Genomic DNA, 17,182 nt, shown 5'->3' with positions numbered 1-17,182 from the left:
GCAAAGGAGAGAAATATGGACACATACATCATGTCAATTGACCAAGGAACAACTTCTTCCAGAGCAGTAATCTTCAATAAAAAAGGAAAACAAGTGGTAGCTTCACAAAAAGAATTTACCCAATATTTTCCCAATCCGGGTTGGGTGGAACATGATGGGAAAGAAATCTGGACGTCTGTTCAATCGGTTATTGCCGGAGCGTTGATTGAAAGTGGCATAAGGCCAAAACAAATTACCGGAATTGGAATTACTAATCAACGTGAGACAACTTTGATCTGGGAAAAGGACACTGGAATGCCCATTTACAATGCGATTGTTTGGCAATCCAAACAAACCAGTCCCATAGCAGATGAGTTAAAAGAAAATGGCTATGAGGAAATGATCCAGAAAAAAACGGGATTGCCGATTGATTCTTATTTTTCAGCAACCAAGGTGAAGTGGATTTTGGACCATGTGGAGGGTTCCAGAGAACGAGCGAAAAAGGGGGAGTTATTATTTGGGACAGTCGATACTTGGCTTGTCTGGAAATTGACTGGAGGAAAGGTCCACGTTACGGATTACACTAATGCAAGCCGGACAATGATGTTTAACATTTATGATTTAAAATGGGATAAAGAGATTTTGGATCTATTAGACATACCAGAAGAATTGCTTCCTGAAGTGAAATCAAACTCGGAGGTATACGGGAAAACAGAAGATTATCATTTTTATGGTAACCACGTTCCAATTGGAGGAATTGCTGGCGATCAGCAAGCAGCATTATTCGGGCAAAAAGCATTTGAAAGAGGAATGGTAAAGAATACTTACGGAACAGGCGCTTTTATTATCATGAATACAGGTGAAGAGCCAATGCTTTCTGAAAATGGTTTGCTGACAACAATTGGTTACGGTATTGATGGGAAAATAAATTATGCTTTAGAAGGCAGTATCTTTGTGGCAGGATCAGCGATTCAATGGCTGCGTGATGGACTTCGAATGTTTCCAGACTCAGCTGATTCGGAAGAATATGCAAAACAGGTGGAAGACAGCGATAACGTTTATGTTGTACCAGCTTTTACGGGGCTAGGAGCACCGTATTGGGATCAAACTGCTCGTGGAGCAATTTTTGGCCTGACTCGCGGCACAACAAAAGAGCATTTTGTACGAGCGACGCTGGAATCATTGGCCTATCAAACTGCTGATGTTGTTCGGACAATGGCACTCGATTCAGGAGTCGAAATTCAATTACTTCGCGCTGATGGAGGTGCATCCAAAAATGATTTTTTAATGCAATTTCAGGCAGACATTTTACAGACTCGAGTAGAGCGCGCATCGTACTTGGAAACAACCGCTTTAGGAGTGGCTTATCTAGCAGGCTTAGCAGTGGGGTACTGGAAAGATATGGATGAAATCAAAGCATTCAGCGAAGAAGGAACAAGCTTTGAACCAAAAATGCCAAAAGAGGTTAGTGAAGATTTATATGCCGGCTGGCAAGAAGCAGTAAAAGCCACTATCCAATTTAAGCATGAGCCGAAATATTGATAAAAAATCTTGAGAGTGATGAAGAAGAGGCGCTCGAACTACTGGGAAAAGAAAGCTCAATAGTCTCTACTTTACTAAGCAAACAGAAAAAGCTTGTTCAACGTCTCATTAACGCTGTGAACGAGCTTTTTTGTATTTTTGCTTTTTTTAAGGCGTGCTATCTCAAGCCATATTTTCATTATTTCATCCAGTAATCAGCAAATCTTTCGTCACTAGATGAGATAAATACTGATTCTCATCTAGTGGAGGAACCCAGCGCTTGTCACTTAATGAGATTCACCTTTATTAACATCTAGTGAACACCAGACAGCTCTCCACTAGATGAAATCAAATAAGAAAAGCGGACAAGTCCGCCTTGACCTATGAAAAAATAGGAAATTTGACCCTGAATGAGCAGCGAAGCGCGCAATGGGGCAAATTTATCTTTTTTTCACTAGGTCAGGACTTGGGAGCTAGACATTGATGGCTGAACTTATAATCCCCTAGTCTATAAAAAAGAGAGAATTTCTTCTCTCCTAAAAAAAGTCCAACTCTTCAAAGTCAGCATATCCATAATTCAAGCCTTTTCCATCGGTAGCTACTGATATTTCTTCAACCAATCCATCATCGCATCAAAGCGTTTCATGCGTAGATTAGGTAATCCGTTCCGGGAAAGTCCGTGATTGGATTGCGGGAACGTAATTAATTTTGTATCGACGTCATTTTTCTTCATTGCCACATAAAATTGCTCTGCTTGTTCCATTGGACAACGTAAATCTTGATCACTGTGCATCATCAAGATAGGTATTTTTGCATTTTTCGCGTAGGCTAATGGTGACATTTTCCATAAACCTTCCATATCTGATAAATCACGTTGCAATTGGAATTCAACGAAGAAGGCACCGATATCACTTGTACCATAAAAACTAATCCAGTTAGAAATTGAACGCTGTGAAATAGCTGCACGGAAGCGGTCTGTGTGTCCGACAATCCAGTTCGTCATAAAGCCGCCATAACTGCCGCCAGCTACATATAAATGGCTCGCATCAATTTCAGGATGCTCATTAAGGACATGGGTCGTGCCTAACATCAAATCTTCGTAATCCTTATTTCCATAATCTCCTAAAATCGAAGCCACGAACTCTTGTCCATAACCATTACCGCCTCGCGGATTCAACATGATTACACCGTAACCGTCGGCAGCCAGTACTTGCATTTCATGAAAGAAAGATTCCCCATAGCATACTTGAGGTCCACCATGGACATAAAGAACAGCAGGATGGTTTGGTCGTTTTTCAACTGGCGGCAGATACCAACCTTGGATATCCCATTGATCTGCTCCTTTATACCAAAAGCGTTCGGGTTCAATAACTTCATGTGTTTCAAAATATTTCTTATTTGGTTGATAGATAATTTCCAATTCAGCTGTTTCGAGGTTAATGACTCCGAGTTCGCTCGTGATTGTCAGAGTTGAAAAAGTAGTAATAAATTCAGAAGTGCCTTCTACATAATAACCATCTGTCAAATGCATTTGGCGGTCAAAAAGAATCTGTGTTTCACCTTGGCGATTTCCTTTATACAGCTGTATTTTTCCATGATAAGTTGCTGAAAACAAAAATTCATCTTCATTCAGCCATGTTAAAGGGATGCCGCTCGCGCCTTGTTGAAAATCGGCAACGATTGTATCGCTCACTTCAATGTCTAATTCATCTGTCAAACAAGTAAGTTTGTGATCTTTCATATCGTAACCGTATACTTTATTCAAGCTAACAAATGCATGCTCGAATCCATTTCCTAATAAGAGCAGATAATCTTCTTTATCAGACATCGAACCAAAGTAAAAACTCCCTTTTGGAATAGAAGTCGTTAAAGAACGCTTTTCTTTACTAGATAAATCGTAATAATAAATCGTGCTCCCATAGCTCCATTCATCTTCCGGATCTAGATCGTCACCAAACAATAAGTAACGCTCGTCGTTTGAAACGTAACTTAAACGAATCGGATGTTCTTCTTTCATAATCGTCTGTACATCTTCAGTCGCAACACTGATTTTTTTTATGAAATAAGTTCGGTCTTGCGGCAAAATACCCATGCCATCCAATTTGTAGGTAAGTTTATTAATTTCTGTCGGAGTTGGAAGCTTTTTCTCTGCTGGAACTTTATCGTCTTCTTTTTCGTTAAGTTCTGTCGTTTGATAATAGATCGAAGCACTATTATTCATCCAAAGATAATTTGAAACGCCTTCTTTTTCATCAGTTAAAGCAAAGGCGCTACCGCCATCTAACGGCATCAACATGACTTGCATCTTTTTTTCTTTGTTATTATTACTTAAATAGGAAAGATATTTTTTGTTCGGTGAAACCTTTAGCCCAACTTGCCGTGTGCCGCCGTCTCCCCATTTACGGCGTTCCTTCGTAACACGATCAATACTGTAAATAGTAGAATGATAACTGTTTTCTTCTTTATTTGGTGTGGTTTCAATATAAAAAATTAAATCCCCCCAGGCAACGGGCTGACTTAAACTCTTCAAATCAAAAAGACTTTCCATGCTTAATTTTTCTTTTGACATGTGGTACCTCCTATCGATTCGTTCATTAATATTGTAACGCAATTATAGATGTCCCTCAATGAACTAGCAGTTAAAAAAGAAATAAAAAAATTCTCAGGAAAGGTATTGACAGGGGTTTCATGAGGTGGTAATATAATCCCATAAATGAAACGTTTCCAATCTGTGGTTTTTAGGGCCCTTTTTTTTACCACTAATTGGAAACGTTTCAAAAAGGAGGAATTCATTTGGAAAATTCAACCCTAAATAGAGAAATGGCTAAACCAATCAAGCGTTCTTCTAAGTGGGCCTATATAAAAAAACATCGACTTTTATATTTAATGTTATTGCCGGGTCTCCTGTTAACACTTATTTTTAAATATATTCCTATGTATGGAATTCTATTAGCTTTTAAAGATTACAATCCATTGAAAGGAATATGGGGTAGTGAGTGGATTGGATTAGATAACTTTATCCAATTTATTGATTCACCAAACTTTAAAATATTGCTTGAAAATACGTTGAAAATAAGTATTTTCGGATTGTTGCTTGGCTTTTTACCGCCTATCATACTTGCACTATCATTGAATCAAATTATGAATAAGAAATGGAAAAAAAGATTTCAATTGATTTTGTATGGACCAAATTTCATATCACTCGTTATAGTAGTCGGAATGTTATTCATGTTTCTTTCTGCTGATGGTCCAATAAATGGTGTTTTAAGATCATGGACAGGCAGATCTGTTCCTTTTATGACCGAACCTTCCTATTTCCGTACAATTTATATAATGTCAGGTATCTGGCAAGGAATGGGGTGGGCTTCTGTTTTGTATACAGCGACATTATCTAATGTAAGCCAAGACTTAGTCGATGCTTCTTTCATCGATGGAGCCAACCTTTTACAGCGGATTTGGTACATTGATCTTCCAACATTGAGACCGATTATGTTGATCCAATTTATTTTATCTGTTGGAGGAATTATGAACGTAGGATATGAAAAAGCTTTCCTTATGCAGACATCCATGAACCTACCGGTATCGGAAATTATATCCACCTATGTTTATAAGGTTGGTTTGCAAATGGGAGACTACGGTTATTCAACAGCAGTTGGATTATTCAATACAGTAATTAATATTATTTTGCTGCTGATTGTCAATGCGGTTGCCAATAAAATAAATAGCGATGAAAGCGCCTTATAAAGGAGGAAAAAAATGATTTCACTTACTAGATTTGATAAAGGAATATTATGGCTGAATCGAATTCTTATCGGTTTCCTGATACTTGTGACTTTATCACCATTACTCTATGTTCTTATCGCTTCCTTTATGGATCCCTTTATACTACGTTCTCAAGGACTTAGTCTTAATCCAGGAGATTGGACATTAGAAGGATATAAACGAGTATTACAGGATCCTGCAATACTAAGAGGTTTCCTGAATTCTATCATTTACTCTTTGAGTTTCAGTATATTGACCGTTGCTGTCTCCATCCTGACAGCGTATCCTTTGGCCAGAAAAGACCTAGTTGGAAAACGTGCCATCACCATTTTCTTGATGATTACCATGTTTATTGGGGGCGGCTTAGTTCCAACTTATTTACTGGTTAAAAATTTAGGGATGCTCAATTCAATATGGGCGATTATTTTGCCGGGAGCCGTAAATGTCTGGAACATTATTTTAGCCCGAACCTATTTTAGACAATTGCCAAATGAACTAGAAGAAGCGGCAATTATAGATGGCGCTAATGAAATGCAGGTTTTCTTTAAAATTATGTTGCCATTGGCGAAACCCATTATCTTTGTTCTCTTTCTGTACGCATTTGTAGGACAATGGAATTCTTATTTTGATGCAATGATTTATTTAAATGATGCCGATTTACAACCACTTCAATTAGTGTTGAGACAGATATTGATTCAGAACCAACCACAACAAAACATGGTGGGAGCAGTTACTGAAATGGCAGAAATGGCTCAGTTAGCTGAATTAATTAAATATTCAACGATTGTAATATCCAGTTTGCCGCTTTTGATTATGTACCCATTCTTCCAAAAATACTTTGACAAAGGTATGATGGCAGGTTCCCTTAAAGGATAAAAAAACTAGAGGAGATTATTACTATGAAAAAACAAAAATTAGTTCCTGTTGTATTGTCTGCACTATCAATGTCTATTCTCGCTGCTTGTGGAGGGAACTCAGATGGAGCATCCTCACCTGATTATGAGCTAACAGATATATCATTCCCATTAGAAGAAACAGTCACATTAAAAATGACTACTTCCAGCTCGCCTCTAGCACCTGCAGATCCAAATGATAAGTTGATCTTCCAAAGATTAGAAGAACAATCGAACGTGCAAATCGACTGGAAAAATTACTCATCTGATTATGTTGAAAAACGTAATTTAGATATTTCTTCAGGAGATTTACCGGATGCAATGTGGAATGCAGGCGCAAGTGATTATGATTTATTATCATGGGCCGATGATGGCGTAATTATTCCAATAGAAGACTTGATTGAACAGCACATGCCTAATTTTAAAAAGATACTGGATGAAAATCCTGAATATCTTGCAATGATTACCGCGCCAGATGGGCATATCTATTCTCTTCCATGGATTGAAGAGTTGGGCCAAGGAAAAGAGTCGATTCATACAGTGAACGATATTCCTTGGATAAATGTTGATTGGCTAAATGAGCTGGGTCTGGACATGCCCCAAACTACAGATGAATTAATGACCGTTTTAGAAGCCTTTAAAACGCAAGATCCAAACGGCAATGGAGAAGCGGACGAAATTCCTATTTCATTTATCTATGACGGTGGAAATGAAGACATGAAGTTTCTCTTTGGCGCTTTTGGAATTGGAGACAATGATGATCATTTAGTTGTGAATGACGATGGAACGATCGATTTTACAGCTGATAATGAAGAATACAAAGAAGCGATTAAGTATTTTAATGAATTATATACAAAAGGATTAATCGATATAGAAGCGTTTGAACACGATTGGAATTCCTATGTGGCGAAAGGGAAACAACAGCGATATGGTCTGTATTTCACTTGGGACAAGATGAATATTTCGGGTGATAACGATTCTTACGAGCCACTGCCAGTTTTAGAGGGACCAAGTGGAGAAAAACATGTGACACGGACAAATGGTTTCGGCTTTAGTAGAGACCGCTTTGTTATTACAAGTGCTAATAAAAACTTAGAGCTAACAGCAAAATGGGCTGATCAAATGTATGATCCCGTTCAATCAGTTCAAAATAATTGGGGTACATACGGCGATGAAGAACAACAAAATATTTTTGAATACGATAAAGATACAAATTCATTAAAACATTTACCACTTGAAGGAGCAGCGCCTGGTGAACTTCGTCAAAAGACAGAAGCAGGAGGTCCTCTAGCAATTTTGGATGAATATTATGGGAAATTTACAACGATGCCCGATGATGCAGAATGGCGTATAAATATTTTCAAAGACAATTATTTGGAATATGTTCACAATGAAAATAATTACCCGAGAGTATTCTTATCGCTGGATCAGGCTGATCGTATTGCTCAAATTGATGCAGATCTATACCCATTTGTAAACAGGAAACGAGCTGAATGGATTACAAACGGCAAGATTGATGAAGAATGGGATAGTTATATTGAAGAATTAGATCGTTTGAAATTACAAGAGTGGATGACGATTAAACAAGATGCTTACGATTTTTTTCAATCAAACAATGAATAAAAAATAAATATTCAGAAAAACGAAAGAGGGAATGAAATGAGTCAAATAATTCAACAAAATTACTCTATAGAAGAAGCTAGGAAATATATAGAAGAAAATAAAGATACAGTAAATACTACCTACCGTCATAATTTTCATGTGATGCCGCCGATTGGGTGGATGAATGATCCAAACGGCTTTATCTATTATCAAGGAGAGTACCATCTGTTTTATCAATTTTTCCCTTATGACTCAAAGTGGGGACCAATGCATTGGGGACATGCAAAGACAAAAGATTTGGTACATTGGGAAGAACTTCCTACTGCGCTTGCGCCAGATAAAGAGTATGACAAAGATGGTTGCTTCTCTGGGAGCGCGATTGAGAAAGACGGAAAACTCTACCTTATGTACACAGGCCATAAGATAGTAGATGGCAAAACTTATCAAACACAATGTATAGCAATTTCCGAAGATGGCATTAATTTCGATAAACATGCCAATAATCCAGTTATCGGAAAAGAAAATATGAGTGATCAGGCAGATATACACGATTTCCGTGATCCAAAAGTATTTAAGAAAGATCATAGTTACTACACGGTTATTGCAACGAAGACCGAGGATGACCGTGGGAAAATTTTACTTTATAAGTCTGATGACTTGATCGAATGGAGTTTCTATTCTGTGTTGTTGGAGGGAACAGTCGAGCAAGGTATAATGTGGGAATGTCCTGATTTATTTCATTTAGATGGAAAAGATGTATTAATTATGTCTCCTATCCAAATGCATCCAAATGGTAATGAATACCATAACACTAGTTCGACAGCTGTCTTTATTGGAGAAGTAGATTGGGAAAGTGGAACGATGAGGGTAGATTTCTATCATGAAATCGACTTTGGATTGGACTTCTATGCTCCTCAAACCACAATAGATGATAAAGGCCGACGTATTATGATTGCTTGGATGCAGATGTGGGGACGGACACTTCCTACAGATGATCTGAATCATAAATGGGCAGGAGCGATGACTTTAGCTCGAGAGCTGAGCGTTAAAGATAATCGCTTAATTCAAAAACCAGTCTCAAATATTTATAGCTGCTTGGAAAATAAAAAGAAGCTTGAAGATGTAGTTGTCGATGACAACGTGATAACGTATCAGGACATATTATGCGAAAATGACTATTTCTATATAAAAATGAATCTTAATCAAGCTAAGGAAGTACGAATTTCTTTTGCAGAAAATCAGACAGGCAGTTTGGAATTGCATTTTAATAAAGAAACAGAAATTCTCTCTTTTAGTAGAAAGAACTTTGGGTATGACATTACAGGAAGTGAAGCAAGACAGTTAACTTATCGACAAATGCATGTTCCACTTGTGAATGATCAACTGGAGCTGGAAATATTCAAGGACACTTCTTCGATTGAACTGTTTACGAAAGAAGGCAAGACGATGACCTTTACCTTTTATGAAAAAGAGAAAGGAACAGACCTTTCGATTGAGTCAAAAGGGATCTTGGAAATCAATACCCTGGAATATGGAAGTGTCATACTATGAAAGAATTGTATGGCAGTATAGAAGCAGGCGGCACAAAGTTCGTTCTAGCGGTAGGGAATGAGGATTTGGAAATTATAGAAAGACATTCGATTCCCACACAGTCGCCAACAGATACAATGCCTGCTGTAATCGATTTTTTCAAGAAATTTCCTGTTCAATCGATTGGCTTAGGCTGCTTCGGTCCAATCGACTTGAATAAAAATTCTTCTACTTATGGATATATTACAAACACGCCTAAGTTAGATTGGCACATGTACAATATCGTTGGGGTGTTAGAAAAAGAACTAGCTGTCCCGGTCGCGTTTACAACGGATGTCAATGCCGCTTGTTATGGAGAATTCGTGGCAGGAGCCGCACAAAATCTGGACAGTTGTGTTTATTATACAATCGGAACGGGTGTTGGAGCAGGTGCTATTAATAAGGGTACTTTTATTGAAGGGTTTAGTCATCCAGAAATCGGACATATGACCGTGAATAAAGCTAAAGGAGACTTTTATGAAGGGAACTGTCCTTTCCATGAATCTTGTTTAGAAGGATTTTGTGCAGGTCCGTCAATAGAAAAGCGAACTGGAAAAAAAGGGGAAGAGTTGAAAGAAGAAAATCCTGTATGGGAAATGATATCCTTCTATTTAGCTCAGGCGATATACAATACCACCTTGTTTTTATCTCCAAAGAAAATTATTCTCGGCGGAGGCGTGATGAGACAAGCGCATTTGTTGGATCAAGTAAAAGATAAATTCCAAAAGATGATGAATCACTATGTGGAATACCCGAATATTGATGAATACCTTGTTTTGCCATCGTTAGGAGAGAACTCAGGAACAATTGGATCTCTTGCATTAGCGAAAGAAGAGAAAATAAGGATTCATAAATAACATGATGTACCCTTTAGGGAGAACGCACACGGTGTTTTCCTTAAAGGGTATCTAGTTTTTTTCAAGGGTTTACACTATACTTATCTAGAAAGCAAGACATGAAGGGGAGACATAAATAATGAAAGCAACTATGAAAGACGTTGCAAAACTGGCAGGTGTTGGGGTAGGAAGTGTTTCTCGGGTTATTAATAATGTACCAGTCAAAGATAGTACGAGAAAAAAAATAGAATCAGCTATAAAAGAGCTGAACTATGAACCAGATATATACGCAAGAGGCTTAAAAATGAATAAAACAAGTACAATTGCACTAATTCTTCCTACAGTATGGCATCCGTTCTTTTCTGAATTTGCCTATCACGTAGAATCTGAACTAGAAGCGAGAGATTATAAATTATATCTTTGTAACTCAGACGGAAAATCAGAAAAAGAATACGAATACATACAGATGGTAAAACAAAATAAAGTAGACGGAATTATTGGAATTACCTATTCTGAAATTGATCAGTACATTTTTAGCAGCTTGCCTTTTGTAAGTATTGACCGCTATTTCGTAGAAGACGTTATTTACGTTACTGCCGATAATGCAGAAGGCGGCAGAATGGCTGCCAAAGAACTGGCAAAAAGAGGGGCGAGTCATCTTGCCTTTATTGGGGGATACCAAGAGACACCAAATGAAACCAAGAATCGCCGGAAATATTTCGAAATAGAAGCTCAAAATCTTGGTATACCTTGTGATACGTTAAATTTACTAGAACCAATTGAGGACTTGGAAAAGGAAGTAGAGCGCTTTTTAACTGAGCATCCAACGATTGATGGTATTTTCACTATTAATGATTTAGCAGCGTTAGATGTTATTCGAATTGCAGAAAAATTAGGAAAAAAAGTCCCGGAAGACATTCAAGTAATCGGCTTTGATGGTCTAAAAATGACAAGAGAAACAAATTATTTAGTTACCAGTATCGCTCAGCCACTTGAAGAAATGGCCAAAGCAGCAGTATCTTTACTTTTACAGGTAGTAGAAGGAAAAGAAGTTCAGCGCCGAACGATTCTTCCAGTGTCTTTCCAAGAAGGAACGACAACGAAGAAAGTAAAAGACGCAGCCAAAATTAAATAACACTTCCTTTTAATCGTCCTAGGAAGACAGGAAAACCTACAGTAAGAGAATGGCTCTTTTATACTGTAGGTTTTTAAATCTTCATAATTTATGATGTTGGTAAGTCAAAAGCATTATTTCCTGAAGAAAAAAATAGAGCTATCTTGTTCTAAGGAAAGGGAATTGTTTATCAAGGAAAACAGAGAATTTAAACGCCCTCTTTCCTTGATAAATTATAGTTATCAAGGAAAGAGGGGCGAAAAAAAGAAGACTTTCCTTGATAAGTTGTTTTTATCAAGGAAAGAGTCCACTTTAATCGGTATCTTTACCTGATAAAAATCAGAAAAGAATATTTCGAATAAGAATTACAGATCCGTCAAGTATATGAATCAGTCAAAATGATCTAAAATTATAACTATAAATTATTTAGAGCTTTACGAGCATATCTGGAATAAAAAAGGGTAAATGCTAATTTAATTATGATACTATAGAATTATTAATTACAAAAAAATCGAAAGAGGCTTGATGATGAAGAAGGATATTCATGTTGTTGGAGCAGTTATTGAATCGGATAAGAAAGTTTTATGTGCTCAAAGAGGACCCGGTCGTTCGTTAGAATACTTATGGGAGTTTCCTGGTGGGAAAATTGATCCCGGTGAAACTGATAAACAGGCGTTGGAACGTGAAATACGAGAAGAATTGCTATGTGAAATAGAAGTGAAAGATAAAATCACAACAACTCGATATGAGTATGATTTTGGGATTGTTCATCTCACAACTTTTCAATGTGATTTAATTACGGGAACACCACGTTTGACAGAACATGTCGATGTTAAGTGGTTGTCAATGAGTGAGTTAGATACCCTAAAATGGGCGCCAGCTGACATTCCTACAATTGAAATACTTGCTAAGAGAAAATAAAAGTTGTGAGGAGGGAAAGATATTTGTATTCTTTAATTAACAATACAGGGCAGCGACATTTACTGGATGAATTAATACAATCAATTGAAGAATGTAAGAGGTTCTTTTTTAACGTTGCTTTTATTAGCTTTTCTGGCGTTCAATTATTATTAGATAGCTTTGAGATCGCTGATAAAAAAGGTGTAAAAGGGAAAGTTATTACAGGGACTTACTTGAATTTTACAGATCCAACTGCTGTAAAGTACATCAAGAACTTTTCCAATTTTGATATTCGTATTTTTTTAGCAACAAAAACAAAAGGCTTTCATCCAAAAGCTTATATATTTGAGTACGATGACTACTATAAAGTGATTGTCGGTTCTTCTAATTTAACAAATTATGCTTTGAAAAGTAATATAGAGTGGAATTTAGAAATCATCGCGAAAAATGATGAGTCGAACAAAGATTTTTTGGGCTATTTAATGGAAAGTTACGATCAGATTTGGAGTGAAAGCGAAGAAGCTTCAGAACGTTTATTAGCAGAATATGAAAAATTTTATCGTGATATTCGTAATAGGGATATCGTGAATGATTCTCAACAAGTATTTACTTTCCCGTTAGAACCTAGGCTCACTCCAAACAGTATGCAAGTAAAAGCTGTCGAACAACTTTCCTCTCTTAGAAAATCAGGCGAAACCAAAGCGCTAGCAGTGGCCGCTACAGGAACAGGAAAGACATTCATGGCAGCTTTTGATATTGCAAAAGAAAAACCAAAGAAAATGCTCTTCCTTGTTCATCGTGAAATGATATTAGAGAAGGCTAAAGAATCTTTTGGCCGAGTATTTTCAAAGAAAGAACGCAGCATGGGAATTTTGTCGGGAAACCAACGTGACTACGGAGTCGATTACCTGTTTTCAACGATTCAAAAAATGTCGAGGGAATATGAACGATTTGATCGGGATGAATTTAATTATATTGTAGTAGATGAAGCTCATCATAGTACGAGTCCAAGTTATCAAAAAGTCTTGGATTATTTTCAGCCCAAGTTTTTATTAGGAATGACTGCAACGCCTGAACGTTCAGATAATGGGAATGTATTTGATCTATTTCATAATAATTTAGCAATTGATATACGATTACGAGAAGCCTTAGAAGAAGGATTGCTTGTTCCTTTTCATTATTATGGGATAACTGATCAGACAGAAATTGATTTGAGTGATGATAAATTAACACCCGATCAAATAGCAGAAAGATTGAATGTATCAAGTAGAGTGGATTTCATTATTGAACGAATGAAGTTTTACGGTCATGATGGATTAAAGAGAAAAGCACTTGGTTTTTGTATTACCAAGAAGCATGCAGTGTTCATGGCGGAAGAGTTTAACCAAAGAGGGATTAAGAGCAGTGTTTTAACTGGAGATCATTCTGAAGAGGAGCGAAAAAGGCAAATATGCTTGTTAGAGAGCGAAACAGATGCTCTTGAAATAATTTTCACTGTTGATATTTTTAATGAAGGGGTAGATATTCCAACTGTAAATACAGTTCTGATGCTTCGTCCCACGGAGTCACCAATTGTCTTTACACAACAATTAGGAAGAGGTTTACGTAAGGCAGAGAATAAAGAATTTCTAACGGTTCTAGATTTTATTGGGAATTACAGTAAATCTTTCTTGATTGCTATTGCACTTCACGGATCGCGCTCAGTGTCTAAGAAAACGATCACGCACGATGTACGAACTGGATTTCGAAATATACCAGGTCCTTCGAATATTCGGATGGATGAGATTTCAAAAGAACAGATTTTACAGCAATTAGAAAGAGAGAATTTTTATAGTTTTACCTACTTAAAAGAAGATTATTTATCATTTAAAAATGCGTTAGGTGGTAAACTTCCTTTTCGGTTGCAAGATTATTTAACATTGGAAGGAGCGCCAGATCCTGTACTGTTTTTTAGTAAGTCAGTGTCAGGAAATCGTTCTAGAAACTATTTTGAATTTATTTCTAAAATCGAGAAAAATAATTCCAGTATTCAGCAAGTTATTAAGGATAATAAGTTTATGGAAATCTATACAGCTTTATCACAACTGCTTCCTTTAAAACGTCCACATGAATTTGCCATATTAGAATTGGGTATGGAGAAAGAGAGCTTCACTTTAGAGGATGTTCTCCAACAAATAAAACGTTATTGTGAAGGAGATCAAAATGATTCTGCTTTACATGCTTTAGAGACATTTTCTTTGAAATACATAAGCAAAAAAGAAACAGGTATTAAAATAGTTGAACAAGAAGCCGATCAAAGCTATCATTTGAGTGAAGAATTATTGAAGTATATGAAGGACAATAATTTTGGTCCTATCCTCAGTGATCTCATTCACTATGGCTTATTACGATACAATATAGAGTTTGAACATGTTAATTACGGAATGCCGTTTTTGAAATTATATGAAGAGTACTTCCAAAGAGAAGTTGGAATCATGGCAAATTATCGAAAAGCGCAGTCTTCATTTAGAGGCAGCACCTTGCAAAATGAGTTGAGAGGGAAACACTACTTCTTGTTTATAGATTTACATAAAGGGGAAGACATTGAAGAGAACATCAACTACAAAGATAAATTCATTTCTCGTTCTCAATTTCAATGGGAAAGCCCAAATAGCACTACGCTAAACTCTAACAGAGGAAGAGATTTAACTGATAATGTAAGTCGAAGTAAGAAAATTCATTTGTTTGTTCGGAAATACAAAACCGTAAACAATGTCACTCAGCGGTATACATATATAGGAACGGCTGATGCAATGTCTCACCAAAATGAAAAACCGATTGAAATTCAATATGCCTTGCATAATAAAGTACCTGTAAATATATACGAAGAATTTGAACCTGAAAAAATAACATTCTAAAGGAGCTCACAAACATGGACTACCGGATCATTCCAGAGGAAGATGTTAATCAAGTGCTTAATTTGAAAGAGTATTGTTTTGTTTCAACGCATGATGCGAATCAGTTGGCGGAGACGCAAGCTTGGTTACGTCTTCATGTAGGGCTTGGAGGATATGATGGAAAGAATTTAGTTTCTCAGTTATTTATTCTTCCTCTTCACATGAATATTTTCGGCGTGAAATTTTCAATGGGCGGTATTGGGATTGTTTCTACTTATCCAGAATATCGTAATGGAGGAATTACAAAGCAATTACTTCAAGAGTCTTTTGTGAAGATGAAAGAAAATGGACAAGTACTTTCAGTCTTGAGTCCTTTTTCTATCGGTTTTTATCGTCATTTTGGATATGAAGTATTTTTTGAAAATTCGAATTATACAATCCCAGTAGAAAAAATGGAGCTGCGTGAGAAAGCAGAAGGAAAAGTGGTTCGTTTTGACTATTCTTCAGATAATTATGAAAAATGGATGCCAAAAGTAATCGCATTTCATGAAGAGCAAGTGAAGGAAATAAATGGGCACATGCACAGAGATGAGCGTTGGTGGAATCGTTTGAAGCAACGAGAACCAAAAGCGCATTTTGCTGTGAGCTTGGATAAAGATGGAAATGTTCAAGCTTATATCCGTTATTTTTTGAATAAACCGAAACTTGAAATAGAAGATTTTTATACGAAAAATATCGAGGCAAAAAGAATTTTATGGCAATTTGTTCAATCACATCATTCTCAAATAGAAGAAGTGATTGGACGGGCTCCCATATCCGATTCATTCGGATACCATTTGAAAGAACCTTTTTCTAAACAAGAATTGTTTTATGATAAGATGATTCGGATTATTGATGTAAAAGAATTTTTGAAGCAGTATCCATTTGAAAAACTTGCAAAATCATTGTATGTGAAAATCCATGATAGACATGCAGAGTGGAATAATCAAGTTTATAAAATTGATACGAATGGTGAAGTTACGAATCCACAAGCGGTCGCACAAGAGAAAATATTAGAAATGGACATCGGTTCTTTCTCGGCAATGATGGCAGGGTACCATGGTTTAGCATGGTATCGGAAAAATGACTATGCACAAGTTTCTGATGAAGCAGCGGCATATTGGCAGATGGCAATTCCAATTGGTTTCCCAAGATTTAATGATTTTTTCTAAAACAGAGGTGAATATATGAGTCAGGCATTATTGATTGTAAATCCGTCATCCGGTGATGAAAAAGCGAAAGAATATGCAAAAAAAGTAGAAGAAATATTAGGGAAACAGTATGAGAGCGTGCGTGTTAAGTACACTGAAAAAGCAGGGGATGCAACGCAGTTTGCAAGGGAAGCAGCACGAAATCGATTGGAAGCAATTTTTGTAATGGGAGGAGATGGAACGGTCAATGAAGGAGTAAGCGGAATTGCGGAAGAAGCATATCGTCCTGATTTTAGCTTTATCCCACTAGGGACAGTGAATGACTTAGGGAGGGCTTTAGGAATTTCGATGAATCCGGAAGAAGCCATTAATCAGCTGCATCATTTGAAAAAGAAAAAGCTTGATGTCGGGAAAGTAAACGATAGCTATTTTATTGATGTAGTAGCGGTGGGAGTGATTCCAGAAGCAGTATCGAATGTTGATCCGGCAAAGAAAACGCGCTTTGGTCCGCTTGCTTATTTCCTGGAAGGAGCAAAAGCTGTAGGTGAAAATAAATCCTATACGTTTGATTTTACGATTGATGGTGAACGCTTTATCGAGAAGTCGATGTTGATTTTAATTTCCTTAGCAAATTCAGTAGGAGGTTTTGAAAAATTAGTCCCACAAGCAAAAGTCGATGATGGGAAACTTCATTTAACGGTTGTAAAAGGTGAAAAGTTAGCTGACAAATTAAAACTGCTGCCCAAAATATTTTCTGGAGAAATAACGAAAGATGAACAGATCATTTATCGTGCATTTGAGATTGGAAAGATTTTCGTACAAGGTTCAATAGAACTAGCTGCAAATGTGGATGGAGATGAAGGAGACTTATTGCCACTAGAATTAAAAGTGTTACCGCAACATATCACAGTTCTTGTACCTGAATAAAAATCTGGATAAA

General features: G+C 36.8%; 12 protein-coding genes. 11 read left to right on the top strand and 1 reads right to left on the bottom strand.

Features of this window, described 5'->3' with window-relative positions:
- The first annotated feature begins 15 nt into the window (after positions 1-15).
- The gene (glpK, locus tag EJN90_RS04150) at positions 16-1,521 is read left to right on the top strand and encodes a glycerol kinase GlpK (RefSeq protein WP_126109004.1); all 1,506 of its coding nucleotides are present in this window, start codon (positions 16-18) and stop codon (positions 1,519-1,521) included.
- Positions 1,522-2,098: 577 nt separating this feature from the next.
- Here the strand turns inward: glpK and EJN90_RS04145 are convergent.
- Complete coding sequence (locus tag EJN90_RS04145) at positions 2,099-4,069, bottom strand: S9 family peptidase (RefSeq protein ID WP_126109003.1); 1,971 nt, start codon at positions 4,067-4,069, stop codon at positions 2,099-2,101.
- Between the two features lie 251 nt (positions 4,070-4,320).
- On the opposite strand from EJN90_RS04145, the gene EJN90_RS04140 reads away from it, so the two are divergent.
- The 10 genes from EJN90_RS04140 to EJN90_RS04095 all read left to right on the top strand — a co-directional run bounded on the left by EJN90_RS04140 (position 4,321) and on the right by EJN90_RS04095 (position 17,169).
- The gene (locus EJN90_RS04140; protein ID WP_126112266.1) at positions 4,321-5,244 is read left to right on the top strand and encodes an ABC transporter permease; all 924 of its coding nucleotides are present in this window, start codon (positions 4,321-4,323) and stop codon (positions 5,242-5,244) included.
- A 12-nt stretch (positions 5,245-5,256) separates the two neighbouring features.
- Positions 5,257-6,138, top strand: coding sequence for a carbohydrate ABC transporter permease (locus tag EJN90_RS04135; protein WP_126109002.1), 882 nt, complete (start codon positions 5,257-5,259; stop codon positions 6,136-6,138).
- Between the two features lie 23 nt (positions 6,139-6,161).
- Positions 6,162-7,778, top strand: coding sequence for an ABC transporter substrate-binding protein (locus EJN90_RS04130; RefSeq protein WP_126109001.1), 1,617 nt, complete (start codon positions 6,162-6,164; stop codon positions 7,776-7,778).
- Between the two features lie 36 nt (positions 7,779-7,814).
- Positions 7,815-9,308: a glycoside hydrolase family 32 protein gene (locus EJN90_RS04125; RefSeq protein WP_174919258.1), complete on the top strand. Its 1,494-nt coding sequence runs from the start codon at positions 7,815-7,817 to the stop codon at positions 9,306-9,308.
- Entirely contained in the window at positions 9,305-10,183 is an 879-nt protein-coding gene (locus EJN90_RS04120; protein ID WP_126109000.1) for an ROK family protein, read from the top strand. Before EJN90_RS04125 ends, EJN90_RS04120 begins: the two co-directional genes overlap by 4 nt.
- Before the next feature lie 118 nt (positions 10,184-10,301).
- Positions 10,302-11,297 (top strand): LacI family DNA-binding transcriptional regulator, encoded by a 996-nt coding sequence (locus EJN90_RS04115; RefSeq protein WP_126108999.1) that lies wholly within the window; start codon positions 10,302-10,304, stop codon positions 11,295-11,297.
- Between the two features lie 507 nt (positions 11,298-11,804).
- A complete protein-coding gene (locus EJN90_RS04110) occupies positions 11,805-12,197 on the top strand; it encodes a (deoxy)nucleoside triphosphate pyrophosphohydrolase (RefSeq protein WP_126108998.1) in 393 nt (130 codons plus the stop codon).
- Between the two features lie 23 nt (positions 12,198-12,220).
- Positions 12,221-15,073, top strand: a complete 2,853-nt coding sequence (locus EJN90_RS04105) for a DUF3427 domain-containing protein (RefSeq protein WP_126108997.1) — start codon at positions 12,221-12,223, stop codon at positions 15,071-15,073.
- 14 nt (positions 15,074-15,087) lie between these two features.
- Positions 15,088-16,263 carry a GNAT family N-acetyltransferase gene (locus tag EJN90_RS04100; RefSeq protein WP_126108996.1) on the top strand — a complete coding sequence of 392 codons (1,176 nt, stop codon included), beginning with the start codon at positions 15,088-15,090 and terminating at the stop codon, positions 16,261-16,263.
- A gap of 15 nt (positions 16,264-16,278) precedes the next feature.
- The gene (locus tag EJN90_RS04095) at positions 16,279-17,169 is read left to right on the top strand and encodes a diacylglycerol/lipid kinase family protein (RefSeq protein ID WP_126108995.1); all 891 of its coding nucleotides are present in this window, start codon (positions 16,279-16,281) and stop codon (positions 17,167-17,169) included.
- The last annotated feature ends 13 nt before the right edge of the window (positions 17,170-17,182 follow it).

The sequence above is a fragment of the Jeotgalibaca ciconiae genome (assembly GCF_003955755.1).
Taxonomy (GTDB): Bacteria; Bacillota; Bacilli; order Lactobacillales; family Aerococcaceae; genus Jeotgalibaca; species Jeotgalibaca ciconiae.
This window is presented reverse-complemented; position numbering and strand designations above follow the sequence as displayed.

What these genes read in the sequence shown, in the direction of transcription:
- EJN90_RS04110 (WP_126108998.1), top strand. Translation starts at nt 11,805, where the DNA reads ATGAAGAAGGATATTCATGTTGTTGGAGCAGTTATTGAATCGGATAAG.
- EJN90_RS04140 (WP_126112266.1), top strand. Translation starts at nt 4,321, where the DNA reads ATGGCTAAACCAATCAAGCGTTCTTCTAAGTGGGCCTATATAAAAAAA.
- EJN90_RS04095 (WP_126108995.1), top strand. Translation starts at nt 16,279, where the DNA reads ATGAGTCAGGCATTATTGATTGTAAATCCGTCATCCGGTGATGAAAAA.
- EJN90_RS04115 (WP_126108999.1), top strand. Translation starts at nt 10,302, where the DNA reads ATGAAAGCAACTATGAAAGACGTTGCAAAACTGGCAGGTGTTGGGGTA.
- EJN90_RS04120 (WP_126109000.1), top strand. Translation starts at nt 9,305, where the DNA reads ATGAAAGAATTGTATGGCAGTATAGAAGCAGGCGGCACAAAGTTCGTT.
- EJN90_RS04135 (WP_126109002.1), top strand. Translation starts at nt 5,257, where the DNA reads ATGATTTCACTTACTAGATTTGATAAAGGAATATTATGGCTGAATCGA.
- EJN90_RS04145 (WP_126109003.1), bottom strand. Translation starts at nt 4,069, where the DNA reads ATGTCAAAAGAAAAATTAAGCATGGAAAGTCTTTTTGATTTGAAGAGT.
- glpK (WP_126109004.1), top strand. Translation starts at nt 16, where the DNA reads ATGGACACATACATCATGTCAATTGACCAAGGAACAACTTCTTCCAGA.
- EJN90_RS04130 (WP_126109001.1), top strand. Translation starts at nt 6,162, where the DNA reads ATGAAAAAACAAAAATTAGTTCCTGTTGTATTGTCTGCACTATCAATG.
- EJN90_RS04100 (WP_126108996.1), top strand. Translation starts at nt 15,088, where the DNA reads ATGGACTACCGGATCATTCCAGAGGAAGATGTTAATCAAGTGCTTAAT.
- EJN90_RS04125 (WP_174919258.1), top strand. Translation starts at nt 7,815, where the DNA reads ATGAGTCAAATAATTCAACAAAATTACTCTATAGAAGAAGCTAGGAAA.